This is a genomic window from Variovorax sp. M-6 (genome assembly GCF_052114385.1).
Lineage (GTDB): Bacteria > Pseudomonadota > Gammaproteobacteria > Burkholderiales > Burkholderiaceae_C > Variovorax.
On record NZ_JBFREQ010000026.1, the window covers coordinates 80,685 to 98,445 of the forward strand.

General features: G+C 65.2%; 16 protein-coding genes and 2 pseudogenes. 10 read left to right on the plus strand and 8 right to left on the minus strand.

Annotated elements, in window-relative coordinates; all coding sequences use genetic code 11:
* The first annotated feature begins 55 nt into the window (after positions 1-55).
* Positions 56-832 carry a hypothetical protein gene (locus AB4Z46_RS25595; protein ID WP_442286361.1) on the plus strand — a complete coding sequence of 259 codons (777 nt, stop codon included), beginning with the start codon at positions 56-58 and terminating at the stop codon, positions 830-832.
* A 108-nt stretch (positions 833-940) separates the two neighbouring features.
* A complete protein-coding gene (locus AB4Z46_RS25600; protein ID WP_442286362.1) occupies positions 941-1,288 on the plus strand; it encodes a hypothetical protein in 348 nt (115 codons plus the stop codon).
* Positions 1,289-1,296: 8 nt separating this feature from the next.
* Here AB4Z46_RS25600 and AB4Z46_RS25605 read toward each other — a convergent pair whose 3' ends face one another.
* The 3 genes from AB4Z46_RS25605 to AB4Z46_RS25615 all read right to left on the minus strand — a co-directional run bounded on the left by AB4Z46_RS25605 (position 1,297) and on the right by AB4Z46_RS25615 (position 4,243).
* Complete coding sequence (locus tag AB4Z46_RS25605) at positions 1,297-2,268, minus strand: succinylglutamate desuccinylase (protein WP_442286363.1); 972 nt, start codon at positions 2,266-2,268, stop codon at positions 1,297-1,299.
* The gene (locus AB4Z46_RS25610; RefSeq protein WP_442286364.1) at positions 2,265-3,251 is read right to left on the minus strand and encodes a Bug family tripartite tricarboxylate transporter substrate binding protein; all 987 of its coding nucleotides are present in this window, start codon (positions 3,249-3,251) and stop codon (positions 2,265-2,267) included. The genes AB4Z46_RS25605 and AB4Z46_RS25610 overlap by 4 nt, the downstream gene beginning before the upstream one ends.
* A gap of 98 nt (positions 3,252-3,349) precedes the next feature.
* Complete coding sequence (locus tag AB4Z46_RS25615; protein ID WP_442286365.1) at positions 3,350-4,243, minus strand: LysR family transcriptional regulator; 894 nt, start codon at positions 4,241-4,243, stop codon at positions 3,350-3,352.
* Between the two features lie 273 nt (positions 4,244-4,516).
* On the opposite strand from AB4Z46_RS25615, the gene AB4Z46_RS25620 reads away from it, so the two are divergent.
* The 4 genes from AB4Z46_RS25620 to ggt all read left to right on the plus strand — a co-directional run bounded on the left by AB4Z46_RS25620 (position 4,517) and on the right by ggt (position 7,483).
* Positions 4,517-4,969, plus strand: a complete 453-nt coding sequence (locus AB4Z46_RS25620) for a pyridoxamine 5'-phosphate oxidase family protein (protein ID WP_442286366.1) — start codon at positions 4,517-4,519, stop codon at positions 4,967-4,969.
* 78 nt (positions 4,970-5,047) lie between these two features.
* On the plus strand, positions 5,048-5,170 hold the full coding sequence (locus tag AB4Z46_RS25625; RefSeq protein ID WP_442286367.1) for a BrnA antitoxin family protein: 123 nt from the start codon (positions 5,048-5,050) through the stop codon (positions 5,168-5,170).
* 255 nt (positions 5,171-5,425) lie between these two features.
* Positions 5,426-5,560 carry a hypothetical protein gene (locus AB4Z46_RS25630; RefSeq protein WP_442286368.1) on the plus strand — a complete coding sequence of 45 codons (135 nt, stop codon included), beginning with the start codon at positions 5,426-5,428 and terminating at the stop codon, positions 5,558-5,560.
* 303 nt (positions 5,561-5,863) lie between these two features.
* Positions 5,864-7,483, plus strand: a complete 1,620-nt coding sequence (gene ggt, locus AB4Z46_RS25635; protein WP_442286377.1) for a gamma-glutamyltransferase — start codon at positions 5,864-5,866, stop codon at positions 7,481-7,483.
* Between the two features lie 28 nt (positions 7,484-7,511).
* Here ggt and AB4Z46_RS25640 read toward each other — a convergent pair whose 3' ends face one another.
* Both AB4Z46_RS25640 and AB4Z46_RS25645 read right to left on the minus strand, forming a co-directional pair.
* Positions 7,512-8,942: a GIY-YIG nuclease family protein gene (locus AB4Z46_RS25640; RefSeq protein ID WP_442286369.1), complete on the minus strand. Its 1,431-nt coding sequence runs from the start codon at positions 8,940-8,942 to the stop codon at positions 7,512-7,514.
* Positions 8,912-10,402 (minus strand): DUF1254 domain-containing protein, encoded by a 1,491-nt coding sequence (locus AB4Z46_RS25645; RefSeq protein WP_442286370.1) that lies wholly within the window; start codon positions 10,400-10,402, stop codon positions 8,912-8,914. Before AB4Z46_RS25645 ends, AB4Z46_RS25640 begins: the two co-directional genes overlap by 31 nt.
* A 367-nt stretch (positions 10,403-10,769) precedes the next feature.
* Between AB4Z46_RS25645 and AB4Z46_RS25650 the strand changes: the two genes are divergently transcribed.
* The 4 genes and pseudogenes from AB4Z46_RS25650 to AB4Z46_RS25665 all read left to right on the plus strand — a co-directional run.
* Positions 10,770-12,941 carry a DUF6351 family protein gene (locus AB4Z46_RS25650; RefSeq protein ID WP_442286371.1) on the plus strand — a complete coding sequence of 724 codons (2,172 nt, stop codon included), beginning with the start codon at positions 10,770-10,772 and terminating at the stop codon, positions 12,939-12,941.
* A gap of 64 nt (positions 12,942-13,005) precedes the next feature.
* Positions 13,006-14,088, plus strand: a complete 1,083-nt coding sequence (locus AB4Z46_RS25655) for a PAS domain-containing sensor histidine kinase (RefSeq protein ID WP_442286372.1) — start codon at positions 13,006-13,008, stop codon at positions 14,086-14,088.
* Complete coding sequence (locus AB4Z46_RS25660; protein ID WP_442286373.1) at positions 14,085-14,723, plus strand: response regulator; 639 nt, start codon at positions 14,085-14,087, stop codon at positions 14,721-14,723. Before AB4Z46_RS25655 ends, AB4Z46_RS25660 begins: the two co-directional genes overlap by 4 nt.
* Positions 14,717-14,821: pseudogene (locus AB4Z46_RS25665) on the plus strand (DUF4113 domain-containing protein); the annotation flags it as partial. The gene AB4Z46_RS25660 and the pseudogene AB4Z46_RS25665, both read left to right, overlap by 7 nt.
* 204 nt (positions 14,822-15,025) lie before the next feature.
* Here AB4Z46_RS25665 and AB4Z46_RS25670 read toward each other — a convergent pair.
* From AB4Z46_RS25670 to AB4Z46_RS25680, 3 genes and pseudogenes are all read right to left on the minus strand, one after another.
* Positions 15,026-16,708 (minus strand): ABC1 kinase family protein, encoded by a 1,683-nt coding sequence (locus AB4Z46_RS25670; protein WP_442286374.1) that lies wholly within the window; start codon positions 16,706-16,708, stop codon positions 15,026-15,028.
* 3 nt (positions 16,709-16,711) lie between these two features.
* Positions 16,712-17,365, minus strand: a complete 654-nt coding sequence (locus AB4Z46_RS25675) for a DUF6781 family protein (RefSeq protein ID WP_442286375.1) — start codon at positions 17,363-17,365, stop codon at positions 16,712-16,714.
* Positions 17,366-17,558: 193 nt separating this feature from the next.
* A pseudogene (locus AB4Z46_RS25680) lies at positions 17,559-17,761 on the minus strand (DUF938 domain-containing protein); the annotation flags it as partial.

The following is a 17,761-nucleotide window of genomic DNA, read 5'->3' on the forward strand; positions in this document are numbered from 1 at the left end:
TCGGCGAACGGTGGCTCGATACCGTCAAGGCATGCGCATCCAAACAATCGCCCTGTTGCTGGCCGGCCTTGTGGCCGTCGGCCCCGCCCGCGCCGATGGCGAGTGCCACTCGCTCAAACAGGTCGTCAAGCAAAGCTCGGAAGCCGGCTATGCCCGCTTTCTGTATGCGAACGAAATCGCCAACGACGACAGCGCCTTCAAGGGGATCGCCACGCGCAGCGCAGGGGCGTCGCGTGTCCGCAAGGAGCTCGAACGGATGGTCGAGGTGTCGCTCGACGCCGGGACCTTCGCCGAGCAGGAAGTGGCCAGCGGCGCCATCCCGTCCGGCGCGGAGGATCAATACATCGCCCAGTCCCGGCTACGGCTGCATGCGGGCCTGACGCGCTACCGCGCGAACGCGGCCTGGCTCGTGCTGATGGTCCACCCATCGACCAGAAAGGGCATCTTGCTGGTGCGCCAATACGAGTTTCCGCGTCGCGGGCTCGCCGGGCTCATGAACGGCGCCGACCAGGTGTGCCTGCGAGGTCGGCTCGAGCAAGTGACTCGCTGGTCGGCCGAGCAGCCCGCGACGGCGGAGGCGCTGCTCGGCGGCCGCGAGCGGCCCGACTGCGGATTCGCCTCGGGTGCAGGCGTGAACTGCTCGGGCCTCTCCGGCCAGCTCGAGCTGGCTGCGTTGGAGGGCGAATCGGTGTTCGCGACGGCGAAGAGCCGATCGGTGCTGTGGGTCTACACGCTCAATCAGCGGACCGGAAAGGGCAGGGCGCTGCATGTGGACCCCAATGGCACGGCACTCGTCGATACCTGGCTCTTCAATGTCGACGCGCCGATGTGATGTGGCCTGCCCCACATGCTCGGGCTTGCGAACGATCGGCGAACGATGGCGCAGTAACTTCGGCCAGCTTCATCGAAGATCAAACCAACCCACAGGAAGGAACAAGCCATGAGCTTTTCTCGCCATCATTCTGCCGGCCCAAGAAGGCTCTTGGTCGCTGCATTCCTTGGCTTCGCCGCTCTCGTCCACCAGCATGCGCTCGCTCTTGAATTCAACGATGGCAGCGTCTATTTTTGTCCGACATCGACAACAGCGGCGGGAGGGGAAATGAATGGAATCATGTGCGATGCGGAGCATTGCTACAACAGCCGGTCGCCCAAGCTCGGCACTGCGCAACGGCTCTTTCTGGAATCCGCGAATGAGAAGTGCCGCTACTTGTCGGATCAGGAAGTCAAGCTCTACTGGCCTGAATACGCGCCCACAACCGCGTCGGTTGCCCAACCCACCGTCAAATAGCAAGCCGGTCAGAGCAGCCGTCGACGGGCGTAGCGGACCACCGTCACGCCCGGCTTGGCCTGGCGCGTCGAGGGCATGACGAGCACGCAGTCGTCATAGGGCGTGACCACGGGCTCGCCGTCGTTCCAGCCGATGACAGTGCCCGCGCGTTCGATTACCTCCAGGCCGGTGAAGGGATGCGCAAAGCGAAACGCCTCGCTGCGCGCCACCACGGGCCCGGTCACGTCGAGGGCCCATTGGCGTGGCGCGTCAGGCTGTACCCAACCGGGCAGCCATTGCGCGATGGCGGCATCGTCCAGCGTGCCGGCCACCCGCAGGAAGCGCGCGCACTGGTCCTGCGCCACGGTGCGACTGGCCGGATCGCCATGGAAGCCGCACTCGACGAGCAGCGCGCAGGCGTCGCTCTCGGCATCCGGCGCGCCGAAACGGCCGAAGTCGCGCATGCGCACGCCGTCCTTGTGGCCCGCATCGACGACCACATGCTCGGGACTGCGCATCTGCTGCGCCAGGCGCAGGTTGCGCGGCTGGATGCCGGTGAGCGACAGCGGCGCGGAGGGCTCATGCATCGAATGCAGGTCCAGCAGCCAATCCGCCTGTGCCACGTGCACCTGCAGTTGCGCGGCGCGCCGCCGCTCCCGTGTGTCGCCGGCCTCGATGCGTTCGGGCGACCATTGGCGGTTGAGGTCCTCGTCGACAAAGCGCGAGGCATCGTGGCTGGCCGGATCGAAGCGGTCGAAGGCCTCCAGGTTGCAGAACGCCAGCGTGAGGCGGCCGCGCTGCGGGCGCACCCCGGCTTCGAGCAGCCCCTTGAGCGCCCAGGCGCCGCACAGTTCGTTGCCGTGCACGAGCGCGCTGATCATCACGTGCCGACCGGGCTGGTCGGCCTCGAAGCGCCAGACGCCGTCGACGCCGGTGTTGCCGGCGCGCCAGGCGCTGATGTCGGGGGCGGGGAGCTGAAACGACAACACGGGCACGCTCATTCCTTGATGTTGGCGAACTTGACGATGTTCTTGTACTTGGCGGTTTCGGCGGCGAGAAACTTGTTCACGTCCACCGCCGAAGTCGGCACGGTCGAACTGGTGGCTTCCATCTTCTTGCGAAAGTCGGGGGACTGCAGGGTCTCGTTCAGCGCTGTCGTCAGCCGGGCCTGCACCGCCTCCGGCAACTTGGCCGGCCCCATCAGCACGAACCAGACACCGATGTCCAGGTCCTTCAGGCTCGGGCTTTCGCTGAGTGCGGGCAGATCGGGCGTGATGGCCGAACGCTTGGCCTCGGTGGTGCCCAGCGCCACCAGCTTGCCGCTGCGGATGTGGGGCAAGGCGCTGGAGAGCACGAACACGCCGAAATCGATGTTGCCGCCCAGCAGGTCGCTGGTCAGCGGCGCCACGCCACGATAGGGCACGTGGGTCATGAAGACGCCGCCCCGTTGCTTGACCATCTCGCCGGCCAGGTGCAGCGAGGTTCCCACGCCGGAACTGCCGTAGCTGTACTTTCCGGGGTTCTTCTTCAGCAGGGCGAGGAACTCGCCGGTGTTCTTCACGCCCGCCGTCGGGGCCGCCACCAGCACCAGCGGCTGGGAGGCGATCAGGCCAATGGGGGTGAAGTCCTTGGCTTCGTACCGGACGGCGGCGTTGATCAGCTTGTTGATGGCCACTTCGTTGTTGGCCCCCACCAGCAGCGTGTAGCCATCGGGCGCTGCATTGGCGACCTTCTGCGCGCCGATCGCGCCGCCGGCACCCCCGAGGTTTTCGATGACCACCGGCACGCCGAGCCGATGGGAAAGCTCGACGCCCAGCGCTCGTCCGGTCAGGTCGGTCGAGCCGCCCGGCGGATAGGCCACCACGAGGGTGATGGGCTTGTTGGGGTAGGGCGCGACCTGCGCAGAGGCCGGACCGGATGCCGTCCAGGCAAGGCCGCACGCGGCCACGGCAAGATACAAGGAGAAAGCGCGGCGCAGACGCATGGTGGCCTCAAGGTTGGGTGAACCCGAGGATTTTGCGCGGACCCTCGTTCCTTCCTGGTGCCGTCACGGCACGATCCAGTGCTGTTTTGTGCAACAGATCAGCGCGACGCAATGGCGCGCCACATGTCCTCGGCCAGTGGGCCCAGACGGCGTTTGGGGCGGTACAGGCGAACCTCGAAGCGCACTTCCATGCGACGTCCTGCCGGCAGGACCAGGCGGCCGGACTTGCAGTCGCCTTGCACCATCGACCAGGGCAGCCACGCCACGCCCAAGCCCCTGAGCACATATTCGTACAGCGCATCCGCCGAATCGCATTCGATGCAACGCCGAAGGCGCGGCGCCTGCGGGTTGTTCGCGAGATGGTCTTCCACCAGGCGGCCCATCGCCAGCGTCCGGGCATAGGCCAGGAAAGGCACCTCGTCGGCGCCGCCAAAGGCATGCATCGCGCCGCCCTGTGCATCGGCGCGCGACACCGGCACCAGCTTGTCGGATGCCACCGTCACATGGGTGAACTGCCGGGCATCGAGCCGGAAGGTGAGGGCCGAATGGTGATAGATCAGCGAGAAGTCCACCTCGTTGTTCTCCAGCATCCGGACCGTCCCTGCCAGTGCGGCGGTCAGGATGCGGACTTCACCGTGGCGCAGCACGGGCTGCACCCGCACCAGCCAGTCGGCCATGACCGTGCGCGCCAGGGTACGGCCGGTGGCCACCGTCACCGTGCGGGCCTGTCGGCCGGCCACGTTCTGCATCTCTTCGCGCGAACCTTCGACGCTGCGCACCGTCTGGCTGGCGTTTTCCAGGAAGCTCTCGCCCGCCGCCGTCAGCGCCACCGGGCTGCTGCCGCGTTCCACCAGTGCCGTGCCGGCCCAGGACTCCAGCGCGCGGATGCGGCGACCGAAGGCGGGGTGCGTGACGTGGCGCAGCTCGGCGGCGCGGGTGAAGCTGCGCGTCTGCGCCAGCGCGATGAAGTCTTCCATCCATTTGAATTGCATGGGTGCGCAGTGGTCGTGGTACGGGCGTGGAATGAGGATCGCAATTCTGCGGGGATTCTGCGGCGGCGCCATCATGCGGGCGGCGAACAGTGCGTTACATCGTCCACGGTGAGGATGACGCGCGCAGGCCGCAGCATCGGGAGGCCCCGCGACAAGCGTTTGACCCACCGCAAAGCAGGTGCTCAGGCCTTGATCGCAGTCAAGGCCGCGCGGCCGAACCATCCCAGAATATCCGTTGAACGCTCCCCCTCTTGACTCTCGCGGAGGTGATACATGGACGACGAAATCAGAAGGAAGATCCTGGCGCTGCTGGATCAGCATCGAATCATGACAGTCGCGACGCTGCGTCCGGATGGCTGGCCGCAGGCAACGACCGTTGGCTATGTGAACGAAGGCCTGACCCTGTACTTTCTCTGCGGGCTGGACAGTCAGAAGGCAAGAAACCTGGCGCGAGATGACCGGCTCTCGCTGACGATTGATCACGACACGGCGGATTTGATGGCGATCACCGGCCTGTCGATGGCCGCGCGTGCGCGTGCGGTGGATGATCGGGCAGAAGCGGAGAAAGTCCTGCGCATGCTGCCGCTGAAATACCCCGACGCAGGGCCTCTGCCCATGAAAATGCCGGGCCCGGACGAGGTCCGCCTGTTCCGCGTCACACCTACGGTCATTTCCGTTCTCGACTACTCCAAGGGCTTCGGCCACACGGATCTCGCCGTTTGCTGAGGGCGTGGGCAACGTCGCAGCAGGCGAGCGAGGTGCCCACGCGGCTGAGCCGCCGGAGAAGGCTCGGCATCCAGCAAGGTGCTGCTGTCGGTTCGGTACAGCCAGGAGGTGGTCGACTTCTTTCGGGCGACGGGCGACGGCTGGCAGTCCCGGATGGACGGAGTGCTGAAGGAGTACGTCGCGCAGCATTCGCGTAGATAGGGAGCGGGTCGGCGGGTTGCCGAGCACGCGGCCGCCGAAGTCCTCGACCGCCATTTTTACCGAGCTGACCTCACCGGCGCCGCTGAGATCGGCAAACGGCCCCGACATGTCCGTCAGCACGCCGACGCGAACCATGCCGTCCGAGACCTGGGCGGGGGCCACGCTCCCTCCCCACAGCCCCAACGACGCCACGAGCGGGGCGCAAATCCGCTGCTGCGCGTCAAGCGCAAGGACGGTCATGCGGCCCGCGAAGCCATGCTCGCGCACATGATCGATGGCGAGAACTACATGGTGAAGCTCGGCGGAGTGGTGACGCAGAACTTCCTGGGCAGTCCAGCTCCGAGCAGCGTGCAGCCCCAGGCGCTGCCTGGAGCGCCGATCGCGAATTGAAGCCGGCGCGACTTCGAATGACTTGAAGCTTCGCCGGCTCGGAAGGGATCAGGACCACATCAGCGACGGCGAAGGGGCCTGTCCAGCTTGATGAGGAGATCCCAAATCCGTCAATGAAGCGCATGATGGCGGTCGAGCCCCGTGCTGCAGGCGAATTCACTCGTCACATTGTTCAACAGGAGAAAGACCGTGAAACAATTTCAGTGGACTTCAAACTTGCGCTACACCGTCGCGGCGGCGCTTGCATTGGTCGCAGGGCAGCTGCATGCATTCTCGCAATCGCCCGTTGCGGCCGAAAACGGCATGGTCGTGAGCGCGCAGCACCTCGCAAGCAAGGTCGGCGCCGACGTGCTCAAGCGCGGCGGCAACGCGGTCGACGCGGCCGTCGCCGTGGGCTACGCGCTGGCTGTGGTGTATCCGGCGGCGGGCAACCTCGGCGGCGGCGGATTCATGACCGTGCAATTGGCCGACGGCCGCAAGACCTTCCTCGACTTCCGCGAGAAGGCACCCCTGGCCGCCACCGCCAACATGTACCTCGACAAGGAAGGCAACGTCATCAAGGGCCTGAGCACCAAGGGCCACCTCGCCGTGGGCGTGCCCGGCAGCGTCTCGGGCATGGAGTACGCGCGCGAGAAGTACGGCACCATGAAGCGCGCCGCGCTGATCGCCCCGTCGATCCGGCTGGCCGACGAGGGCTTCGCGCTGGAACAGGGCGACGTCGACCTGCTCAACACCGCCACGGCCGACTTCAAGGAAGACCCCGCGTCGGGTGCCATTTTCCTGAACAAGGGCAAGCCGTTCGTGGCCGGCCAGAAGCTGGTCCAGAAGGACCTCGCGAAGACGTTGAGGGAAATCAGCGTCAAGGGCACGGACGGCTTCTACAAGGGCTGGGTCGGCAACGCCATCGTGGCGTCGAGCCAGGCCGGCAAGGGCCTGATCACGCAGGCCGACCTCAACCAGTACAAGACCCGTGAACTGGCGCCCGTCGAGTGCGACTACCGCGGCTACCACCTCGTGTCGGCGCCCCCGCCGAGCTCGGGCGGCGTGATCATCTGCGAGATACTCAACATCCTCGAGGGCTATCCGCTCCAGGAATTGGGCTACCACTCGGCCCAGGCCGTGCACTATCAGATCGAAGCCATGCGCCACGCCTACGTGGACCGCAACAGCTACCTCGGCGATCCGGACTTCGTGAAGAACCCGCTCGACCGCCTGCTCGACAAGAACTATGCGGAGAAGATCCGGGCCGTCATCGACTCGAAGAAGGCCGGCGTCTCCAAGGATCTCAAGCCGGGCGTGCCGCCGCATGAAGGCAACAACACCACGCACTACTCGATCGCCGACAAGTGGGGCAATGCGGTGTCAGTGACCTACACGCTGAATGACTGGTTCGGCGCCAAGATCACGGCCGCCAAGACCGGCGTGTTGCTGAACGACGAGATGGACGACTTCACCTCGAAGATCGGCGTGCCCAATCTCTACGGCCTGGTGCAGGGCGAAGCCAACGCCATCGCCCCTGGCAAGCGTCCGCTGAGCTCGATGAGCCCGACCATCGTGACCAAGGACGGCAAGCCCGTGTTCGTCGTCGGCACGCCCGGCGGCAGCCGCATCATCACGGCGGTGCTGCTCACCATCCTGAACGTGGTGGACTACGGCATGAACGTGCAGGAAGCCGTGGACGCACCGCGCTTCCACCAGCAATGGCTGCCCGACGTGACCAACGTCGAGACCTTCGCATTCAGCCCCGACACGCGCAAGATCCTGACCGAGATGGGCCACAACCTGGGCGCGCCCCAGCCGGCAAACCACCTTGCGGCGATCATCGTCGGCGCCCCCTCGCTGGGCGGCAAGCCGGTGGCCGGCAACCGGTTCTACGGCGCCAACGATCCACGCCGCAACACCGGGCAGGCGCTCGGGTACTGATGCGCCCGCAGAGTCGGCCGCCGACTTGCTACTCGCTGGCCGAGTCGTGGAATTCTTCGTAGAGCTTTTTCACGCTCGTCCCGTTGAACGTCCAGTAGGGCGACGGCTGGATCGCGGTGTCGGGCGCGAGTCCGAGAACCTTTCGGGTCGCGGACGTCAGCGACTGCTCTTCGCCTTGGTAGACCACCCTGGTCTCGCTCACAACCTGGGCCTCCGCCTGGCCATCTCTTGAGAGCAGGATGGAGCCCGCGGGGATCCCGAGGTCGCTGAAATTCATGCGCGGACGACGGTCCTTCATCTGCTGGGCGGACTGCTTGTCCGCCGAGGTGACGTCGGCCTCGATCTGCTGCTCGACCTGGCCGGTGATGTCCTTCACCTCCAGGAGCTTCAAGACCGCGACAACCCGCTCCGACTCGATGCGAAAGAACTCGCGATTCGGATTGATGCGGTCGTTGCCGAAGGCGAAATGAAGGGCCCGCTCCACCTCGTGCGCGTCCTTCACCTGGCAGGCGAACGCGCAGTCGAACGGCACCGGAACGCCGGTGCCAAACAGCTGCTTCATCCGCATCTCCACCTCCATCTGGGTGGTCTTGCCGATCTTGACCAGCCCCGGCATTGCTGGATTGGTCAGCACGTAGACGATCTGGGACGAGTAGTCGCTCATCGACGTCGAATTGAGGGTTTTTTCGGTCGCCATCGGTGCGGGCGCTCCGCCCCCCGAACCATCCAGTCCCAGCCATTTGCCAGCGACCGCCGGATATGTGCCATGCGGCTGCGCACTTGCTCCGTAGTCGAAGCGGTCGGCTCCATCGCGGCCCGAGGCAACGACCGTGATTTCCTCGCATGGCTTGAGCGTGAGCTTGCCGCACAAGCGCTCCAGGCCGAGTGGGGTCAGGCAATGATTCTCGAGATCTGCGATGGTCTCCTGGGGCGCCTCGATGACGTCAGGCCAGGTGCCAAAAAGTGCGTGGAAGCCGTCGATCGCAGCCAGCACTCTCACCAGCACGCCTCCTGGCGTCTTGATCGTCATCGAATTCATCCGTGTCGTCTCTGTTTGGTTAGGCGGCGAGCGTAGCCGAAGTCCTTGGACCCAGTGCGGCCGGCGCGCTGCCCGGCCAGAGGTGGCGCGCAAGCGTGCCGCAAGCCGTCGCGCATGGCCGTGTGAGGTGGCGTCACGTTGCAGCGACGGCTGGCAGTCCCGGATGGACGGAGTGCTGAAGGAGTACGTCGCGCAGCATTCGCGTAAATAGGGAGCGCGCCGGCGGGTCGGGCGGGCGCTGCCGGGCGTCGCTTTGCCGTGGTTGTCAGCAGCGACGACCGCAACGGAGTCCCTGCCTGGCGTCGCGCAGACGCACGGCAAGTCACGGCGCCGCCAAACGGTCCTGAGAATTTCCTTTGGCTCCGAACCGCTCGCTGGCCCAGCGCAGATCAGACTTCCTTGGCGCGCGGAATCGTCCAACTACCGTCCAGCAGACTCGGCGGGGTTTCCTTCGGCCAGTAGAGACGCATCATCAGGATGAAACCGTCCTTTGGCGCGGGCAGCCAGTTGCCCTCCTTGTCCGCACCGGGCGACTCGTTCTGGATGTAGAGGTCGACCGACCCGTCGGCATTGGTCTTGAGCTTGTTGCGCTGGCTGACGGTGTAGCGATTGATCGGGTTGGGTACGAAGAAGTAGTCGGTGTCGTACATCGTCAATGACCAGAAGCCGTTGACCGGTGGCAGCTGGCCCTTCGGGAAGCGCAGCACGTACTTCTTCGAGCCGTGGTACTTCTGCAGGATGTCGGGCCCGGTGGAAGTCGGATAGACCGCGTCCTGGGGCCGGTTGGCGCCGAGGCCGATCGCGGTGATCAAGGCCCGCTGGATGTAGTTGGTGCCGTAGAGGCCGGTCTTCGTGGTGAAGGTCCAGCCGTTCTTGAGCTTCAGGTCGCCGGACACCAGGCCCCTCTTCATCCAGCCCATGATCTTGGCCTGGGCCGGCTTGGGCGCCTTCGACAAGCCTTTCTGGACCGAGGGGTCGAGCTTGGAAGCGTCGAAATCCTTGCCTGGCACGATGCCGAGCTTTGCCAGCTTGGCGACCATCGGCGCGTCGGCCGCGGCCGGTGGATTGGTCTTCATCAACTGCGCGAACAGCGCGAAGAAGCTTGCGGCATCCATCGCGTCGACCTGGTCGCGCACCGCGGTCTTGGTGTCGACGCTTGGGTCGACCGTGCCCGGCGGCGGCGTGAACGGCTTGCCGTAGGAAGACAGCGGCACCGCCGTCATCTGGTCCTGCAGCGCATGGACCTCCGCGTAGTCTTCCGGCGTGCCGGTGCAGTAAATGCGGCCGAGCAACCACACCATGCCGGTGGGCGACTTGTACTGCTTGACTCCCGGCGGCAGGGTTCCCTTCCAGCCCGGACCGGTGATGGCGAATTTCTGTGGGCCGGTGCCGGTCGTGCGCTTGCCGGGAACATCGAAGACGTTGGTCCAGCCGTCCAGCATTGGCAGCAGGAAAAAGCGGCCCTTCATGTCGGGCGTGGAAATGATCCAGGGCTCCTTCGTCACGTCCAGCCAGATGATGGTGTAGAGCGTGTCGGCATTCGGCGCGGTGACCGCGTGGTTGTCCACCGCCGGATAGCCGCGCAGCTTGAGGAACTGGCCCATCGGCGCCTTGGTCGCATCGGGCTCCACAACGTTGACGAAGGTGCGGCGGGTCAGTTCCATCGTCACCAGCGGGTAGGCGTAGACGTAGGCCTCGATCGCGAGGTCGCGCGCCTGTCGCGCCTTGACGTCGGTCTCGATCTCCGCGACGCCGTCTTCGATTTTTTCCTTGAGGCCGAGCAGGAGGCCATCGGCCGCGTGAGCGCTCGGAACCCATGTGCCCAGCGCCCCCAATGTCACGGCGAAAACTGCATTTCGGCGCGTCGTTTTTTCATTCATCGTCTGATTCCTCTTAATGCTTGAGGTCAGCCGGTGCGCGACCAGCGGCCTCGGTCCAGGCTCGTATGAATATTTATTCTGCATGGGCACATCGGCTCTGGTAAGTGCCTCATGGGGCAATTGACAGACGGGGGCGAGGAGTGGTTGGCAAGCGCCCCTGGGTGCACGCGCAAAGAGTCTTTCTCATGGGTCGTGCCGAAGCGGAGTGCGGGTTCCCCCTGTCAGAAGACGCTGACTTGTCGCTCTTGGAGACAGCTTCCAGAATGCCCGGCTGCCTCTGGAACACGTTCAGCTCACAGGAGACAAGTCGATGTGGAATTTTTCAGACCGCCAACGCGGTCGTACCCGTTTTGCGCTCGCCCCTCTCGTGCTCACCGCCCTGCTGGGTGCGTGTGGCGGCGGCGGTAACAACACCTTTCCGCTCGCGGGCGTGAGCGGCCCGAACGTCTCCCCGCCCGCGGGCGCGAGCGGCCCGAACGTCTCCCCGCCCGCGGGCGTGAGCGGCCCGAACGTCTCTCAGCCCGCTGGCGAGTCCGACCCGCTGGCGGGCGTCAGCGGCCTGAAGTTCTGGGTCGGTGACCAAGGTCCGACAGGCCCGGTGTTCTCCGGCCCGCAGCAACTGCCTTTCCTGTGCCGCACGACCGAATCGGGGCTCGGCCAGCCCGAGGTCGACAACCACAACGGCGAAGGCCACCCGGTGTTCCAGGTTGCGGGTGACATCAACAGCCCGCTCCGCGGCCACAGCAAGACTTGCAGCATCAAGACGCGAATTGGCTACTTCTATTACGACGGCAGCAACTTCAAGCCCTTTGATCCGGCAACCCAGTTCGTCACGCCGCCGGCCGACATGCGAACTACCACCGTGAAGGGCGCTACCGTGCCCTTCATCGTGCGCGTGGAAGCCGGCACGATCAATCGCTTCATGTACACCATCGCGATGCTCGCGCCCTTCGCCGAGGCCACCACGACCCCGGCCACGCTCGACAAGTCGGCATGGAACGAGAAGTTGGTGTACTGGCTGCGCGGCGGCGTTGGCATTGGCCACCAGCAAAGCACGGCCCTGTGGTTCAACAACGGCCTCTACGGCGACGAACGCATCCTGATGCCCAAGATCCTGGAGCAGGGCTTCGCAGTCGTCAGCTCCAGCGGCAACGAAACCGGCGCGCACTACAACCTGCGCCTGGCCGAGGAAACGGCGCTGATGACCAAGGCTCACTTCGCGCAAACCTACGGCAAGCCGCGCTTCACCATCGGCCTGGGCATCTCGGGTGGTGCAGTGCAGCAGTACGTGTTCGCGCAGAACAGGCCGGGGCTGCTCGATGGCGGCATCCCGATCGAGTCGTTCCCCGACATGGTGACGCAGACCATTCCGGCCTCCGATTGCCCGCTGCTCGGCAAGTACTTCGCGGACGAGGTTGTTCTCGACCCCGCATCGCCGTGGGCCACCTGGAGCAACCACAAGATCGTGCAGGGCACGAACTCCAGCGACACGGTGCAGAACTCACTGACTAAGGGCGTGGGTTCGACGGAGTGCATCAACGCCTGGGGTACCACCGTCCCCACCGTGCTCAACCCGCACTATCGCAACGCCGGCTACAACGCCCTGGCCGCGTCCTATGGCTACCCTGCCAACGTGTTCGACAAGGTGAAGTGGACCCACTGGAACGACCTGCAGACCATCTACGGCACTGACGCCAATGGCTACGCACCGATCCCCTTGGACAACGCCGGCGTGCAATACGGATTGGGCGCGCTGACCCGCGGGCAGATCAGCCCGGCCGAGTTCCTGCGCATCAACTCCTGCGCCGGCGGCTGGAAGGAGCAAAGCGACTTCGTGCCCTGGGGCCTCGCCGCCGACATCTACGACGCGAACAACATCAACCGCAGCGCAACCTGCCGCCTGGAAGCCGGTACGCCGGCGCCTCGCCGCGTGGGCGCCCTGTCGGCGATGCGGGCAGCCTACACCTCGGGCCACGTGTTCACCGGCCAGCGCATGGGCATCCCGATGATCGACCTGCGGCCCTACCTCGAGCCTGAGCTGAACATCCACAATACGCGCCAATCGTTCTCGGCGCGTGCGCGGCTGGCCGCCGGCAACCCGAGCGAGGTGAAGAACCAGGTGGTGTGGTTCACCGGCTCCAACGCCGACCTGCCCGCCCGTATGGCCGACGCGCTGAGCACGATGGATGCCTATCTCAGCGCCGGTACAGCACCGGCTGGCTTCGTCGACAAGTGCGTCGACGCAACCGGCACACCGATCGCGTCGGGCCCCGCGGTGTGGGACGGCATCCTGAACCGCAATCCACCCGGCGCCTGCACGACGGCCTACCCGACCTTCACCAGCCCGCGCATGGAAGCCGGTGAGTCGATCAAGGGTGACATCTTCAAGTGCGCGCTCAAGCCTGTGGCCACAGCGCTCGCCGACGGTACCTATGGCATGGCCGCCTTCACGGCCGGCCAAATGGCCTGGTTGAACCGGGTCTTCCCGGGCGGCGTGTGTGATTTCAGCCGCGGTGATCAAGGGCGGCCCGCTAGCTGAGTCGCTTCGTACCGTCTGCGCTGCGCCGGCTGGTTGGAGCCGGTGCAGCGCATACTGACCCGCCATGAACGAGCCGAAACCGTTGACATGGAGCGCCGAGCTGGTGCCTTTCCAGGGCATCGTGGAGCAGTCGCTCGCGGGCTTCTACATCATCCAGGACGAGGTTTTCCAATACTGCAACGCCACCTTTGCTGGCATGGTGGGCTACGTCGCCGACGAAATGATCGGCCATGCCTTGCGCGACTTCGTGGCCACAGGGTTCGTCGACGAGGTGATGGAGCGCTACCACCGGCGCATCTCAGGCGACGTGAAGAGCATGCGCTTCATCACGCAGGGTCGGCATCGCAACGGCGAGACGATCTTCATCGAGGTGCAGGGTTCGGGCATGGAGTACCGCGGGCGCCAGGCCGTGGTCGGCGTGGGCATCAACGTCACCGACCAGGTGCTGCGCGCCGAGGAGTTGCGCAAGTCGCGCGAGCAGTACCGGAAGCTGGTGAACTACCTCAACACGGTGCGCGAAGAGCAGCGGCACCACCACGCGCGTGAGCTGCACGACGTGCTGGGCGGCATCCTGACCTCGATGAAACTCAACGTGAGTCGCCTGAACCGCCATGCGTGCAACACCGCGGTGAACGAGATCTCCGATGACCTGAACCTGCTGGTCAACGAAGCCATCGGCAACGTGCGCGCCATCGCCGAATCGCTGCACCCGCAGGCGCTCGACCACCTCGGCCTGCAAGCCGCGATGGCGAGCCACCTCAACGCCTTTCGCAAGCGTTCGTCGATGCGCGTGGTGTTCGAGTGCGTGCCCCCGCCGACAGAGCTGTTTGCGCACTACGCCATCGGCGTGTTTCGGATCTTCCAGGAGGCCATCACCAACGTGGCCCGCCATTCCGGCGCTTCTTGCGTCACGGTGCGTTTGCTGGCGGATGCCGCGCAGTTGCGTCTTGAAGTCGCCGACGACGGCTGCGGCATGGACGTGCGGCGTGAGCAGACACCCTCGCCCGATCACCACGCGCTCGGGCTCCTGACCATGCGTGAACGGGCCACCGAACTTGGCGGGTACCTGCTCATCGACTCGCAGCCGGGCGCCGGAACGCGCCTCGCTCTCAATCTGCCGCTGCGCAGCGACAAAGGAGTCGCATGATCAACATCCTGACCATCGACGACCATACGCTGTTCCGCTCGGGCTTGCGCAAGGTGCTCGAAGACGAGCCCGACATGCGCGTGATCGGCGAGGCCGGCGAATGGGCCGATGGTCTGGCGCAGCTCGCCCGCCTGCCGGTCGACGTGGTGTTGCTCGACATCAACCTGCCCGGGCGCAGCGGCCTGGAGGTGCTCGAAATCATCTGCAAGCGCCACCCCAAAGTGCGTACGGTGATGCTCAGCATGTACGCCGAGCCACAGTACGCGCGCCGCGCCCTCGGCAGTGGTGCGCGCGGCTACATCACCAAGGACATGGAGGCACCCGACCTGATCAACGCCGTGCGCACCGTGATGAAAGGCAGTCAGACCGTGGTCCCATCCTTCACCGACAGCTCGTTGCCCGTGGTGGAGGTCGATGCTCAGGCCGAAGATGCCCCGCCGCACACCGGCTTCTCGCTGCGCGAGACGCAGATTTTCACGCTCATCGTGGAGGGGTGCTCGCTCACCGCGATCGCCGTAGAACTCGACATACACGTGAAGTCCGTCAGCACCTATCGCAAGCGTGTGCTCGAGAAGCTGGGTATCACCTCGAACTCGGAGATGGTGCAGTACGCCGTGCGACACGGCACGTGCTGAGCAACACGCAGGCTGCGGCGCCGAACGGGAAATACCAGCGCGACTGGGAAATGAAGCAGGAGCGGCGAACGCCCGACTACACGACTGTGTGGGCTGAGATGCCTACCGTTCGAGCGAAATTGTTCCGGTATACCGAAACAAATGCCTTCAGCGACGCGCAGCGGTCGTTGTTCCGTAATATCGAAACTAATAGTGGATTTTCAGTTAGTCGTCGACGTGGCGGTCGATGCGCGGCTGCCCTTCGGGCGCGAACATGCGCGCGATCTCATCGAGCGAACCGCGCCCCAAGTGCCTGGCCGCTCTCAGTGCGACCGCGTACGCCAAATCGACAGCACGACCCACACGCTGTTCACGAATGCGAGCAGATAGCCAAACGAGCCAAGCACCGTGAAGATCGGGATGCCGAAGACTTGCGGACCGGAGGTGACCGTCATCACGATCGATGAGCCGATGACGACCGAGGCGGTCATGATGCCGATGGTGATGCGGTTGATCGTACGGTCGAGCTTGAGCACGAAGATGTCGAGCCGCTTCAGATCGAGATCCATCCGCAGGCGGCCGTGGCGCGCATCCTTGAGCAGCCGCGCAAGGTCGCGCGGCATGGCTCGCATCAGATCGAGAAACTGGCCGATGCCCGCGCCACCACGGCGCCCCAATTCCGTCGGCGCGTAGCGCGCGGCGAGCGCGCGCTCGACATAGGGCTTCAGCCGGTCGGCGAGCACAAACTCCGGATCGTATTTTCGTCCGGAGCCTTCCAGCGTGATCAGCGCCTTGAACATCAGCGTGAGGTCGGATGGCAGCACGATGCCGTGCGTTCGCAGCATCGCCGTGATTCGACCGATCAATTCGCCGATGCGCATGTCTTTGACTGGCAGGTCGCCATAGTCGGCCACGAGTTCGTCGACGTCGGCGGCGAGCCCTTCTTCATCGACCGCCTCTGCACCGGCCCAGTCGAGCAGCACGTCGACCATCGGTTCGCTGTCGCGGCGCGTGATCCCGGCAAGCAAATCCATGATCTGATTGCGGCGCCCAAGCGACAGCCTGCCGGTCATGCCGAAGTCGATCATCGCGATGCGATTGCCCGGCAGGTAGATCACGTTTCCGGGGTGCGGATCGGCCTGGAAGAAGCCATGCTCGAGAATCATCTTGAGCACGGTGTCAACGCCTCGCTCTGCGAGCAACTTGAGATCGAGTCCGGCACGCTCCACCGCGGCCAGGTCCTCGGCGCTGATGCCGTCGATGTGCTCCTGCACGTTCATCACTTCGCTGGTCCACTGCGGGAAGACGTGCGGGATGAGGACGTGTGGCTCGCCCCGGAAGTTGCGTTCAAAGCGCTCGATGTTGTGCGCCTCGGTGGCGAGATCCAGCTCGCGCATTGTCGAGCGGCGAAACTCTTCGACGACGTGCACCGGCTGATAGCGGCGCACTTCGGGTACTTCCTTTTCGACGAACTGCGCGAGATGCGACAGCAGCCGCAGGTCGGCCTCTACCTTGGCTTCGATGCCGGGGCGGCGGACCTTCAACACGACTGCGCGGCCGTCGTGCAATCGCGCGCGATGTACTTGCGCGATAGATGCGGCCCCCGTCGGTTCCCCTTCGAGATCGACAAAGGCTTCCGCGTGCGGCATGCCGAGCGACCGCTCGATCACCGTCAGGATCTGTTCGAACGGCACCGGCGCCGCGTTACTGCGCAGGCGCGCGAGTTCCGTTGTCCACTTCGGTGGAAGCAGATCCTCGCGCAGCGAGAGCATCTGCCCCAGCTTGATGAAGGTGGGGCCGAGCTCTTCGAGAGCGAGACGCAGTCGCTGTTGAGGCTCGAGCTGCGCACCATGCGTCACTTGGCCCCAATGGAGTATTTCGCCGGCGCGCTCCAGGAGCGAGGCGACGCCGAGCCGCCGCACGAGATCGCCGAGTCCGTGGCGGATGAATACCAGGCTGATCTCGTGGAGGCGCGGCAGGTCACGCACCGCACTGGCCTCGCGCACGACCTACTTCGCTTTCTTGATTTCTGACTGCTGGCGCAGCGCGTCTGCGAATCCGGCAAGCAGCCCGCTGGTGAGCATCGTCATGTTGGCGCCGTATTGGCGCACGGAGTCGATCCCGGGCGCCGAACCCGCGCGATACGAGCCGATGCGATTGGCGAATTCGCTCATCACCTGTGCGAAGCGCACGCTGGCATCTGCGCCGACACGCTGCGCATGCAGCGAGAGATCGACGAGTTCACGGCGCAGGTTGCCGGTGGTGGCATCGGCAATCCGGTCGGCGACCGCGACGTAGTCCTGCTGCTGTATCTGCAGGGCCGCGAACGCATTCTTCAGATCGTTGTCGGAAAACTCCTTGCCGCGCGCCACCAGCGCCTGCAGTGCCGCGTGGGTCGCCAGCGATGAAGCGTGCAGCGCCTCATCAAGGCCGCGGATCGCCTCCGCGAAGGCCTCGCGTGCCTGCGCGCCCTCGAGCGGCGGCTTCGACACGCCGCCGCTCATGGTCCGCACGACTTCCTTGATGCCCTCGGTGTCGAGGCGACCGCCCGCCAGCATCTGCGCAGTCAGTTCGCGCACCCGCTCGCGGATCGCCTGTTCTTCGGCCTGCGCTTCAGCCGGCGCGGAGGCAGCGTTCCCCGCCGGCGCTGTGGGATCGGTCATTTCGCGCCCTCCTGTGAAACGATGGGCACGACAGGATAGACCAATTTGGTGCTCGTTGACGACAGGCCATCGCACGCGACACTGGGTTGATGAGTGCCGCTGTCGGTCGGTCGGCGGAACGCGGACAACGACCATGCTGAGCCCAAGGGGTTGAGGCGTCCGGACTGCTTTGGTGCTCAAGCAAACCCGTTGCGCGCAGGCTCGCGTCGAACGCTTCATTACTCTGCGACGTATGCGCGCCGCCGCACATGTACGGGCCGTAGGTCACAAGCACGCCACCGGCGGGCAGTATCCTGCCGACGCCCGCCATCAACGCGAGCGTGGCCTCCCACGGGGAGATGTGAATCACGTTGATGCACACGACCGCGTCGGCCGCGGATACGGGCCACGGATGCT

Excerpts from the sequence above, each read along its gene's own strand:
- AB4Z46_RS25610 (WP_442286364.1), bottom strand. The coding sequence starts at position 3,251 with ATGCGTCTGCGCCGCGCTTTCTCCTTGTATCTTGCCGTGGCCGCGTGC.
- AB4Z46_RS25615 (WP_442286365.1), bottom strand. The coding sequence starts at position 4,243 with ATGCAATTCAAATGGATGGAAGACTTCATCGCGCTGGCGCAGACGCGC.
- AB4Z46_RS25675 (WP_442286375.1), bottom strand. The coding sequence starts at position 17,365 with ATGACCGATCCCACAGCGCCGGCGGGGAACGCTGCCTCCGCGCCGGCT.
- AB4Z46_RS25645 (WP_442286370.1), bottom strand. The coding sequence starts at position 10,402 with ATGAATGAAAAAACGACGCGCCGAAATGCAGTTTTCGCCGTGACATTG.
- ggt (WP_442286377.1), top strand. The coding sequence starts at position 5,864 with ATGGTCGTGAGCGCGCAGCACCTCGCAAGCAAGGTCGGCGCCGACGTG.
- AB4Z46_RS25600 (WP_442286362.1), top strand. The coding sequence starts at position 941 with ATGAGCTTTTCTCGCCATCATTCTGCCGGCCCAAGAAGGCTCTTGGTC.
- AB4Z46_RS25660 (WP_442286373.1), top strand. The coding sequence starts at position 14,085 with ATGATCAACATCCTGACCATCGACGACCATACGCTGTTCCGCTCGGGC.
- AB4Z46_RS25605 (WP_442286363.1), bottom strand. The coding sequence starts at position 2,268 with ATGAGCGTGCCCGTGTTGTCGTTTCAGCTCCCCGCCCCCGACATCAGC.
- AB4Z46_RS25620 (WP_442286366.1), top strand. The coding sequence starts at position 4,517 with ATGGACGACGAAATCAGAAGGAAGATCCTGGCGCTGCTGGATCAGCAT.
- AB4Z46_RS25655 (WP_442286372.1), top strand. The coding sequence starts at position 13,006 with ATGAACGAGCCGAAACCGTTGACATGGAGCGCCGAGCTGGTGCCTTTC.
- AB4Z46_RS25630 (WP_442286368.1), top strand. The coding sequence starts at position 5,426 with ATGCTCGCGCACATGATCGATGGCGAGAACTACATGGTGAAGCTCGGC.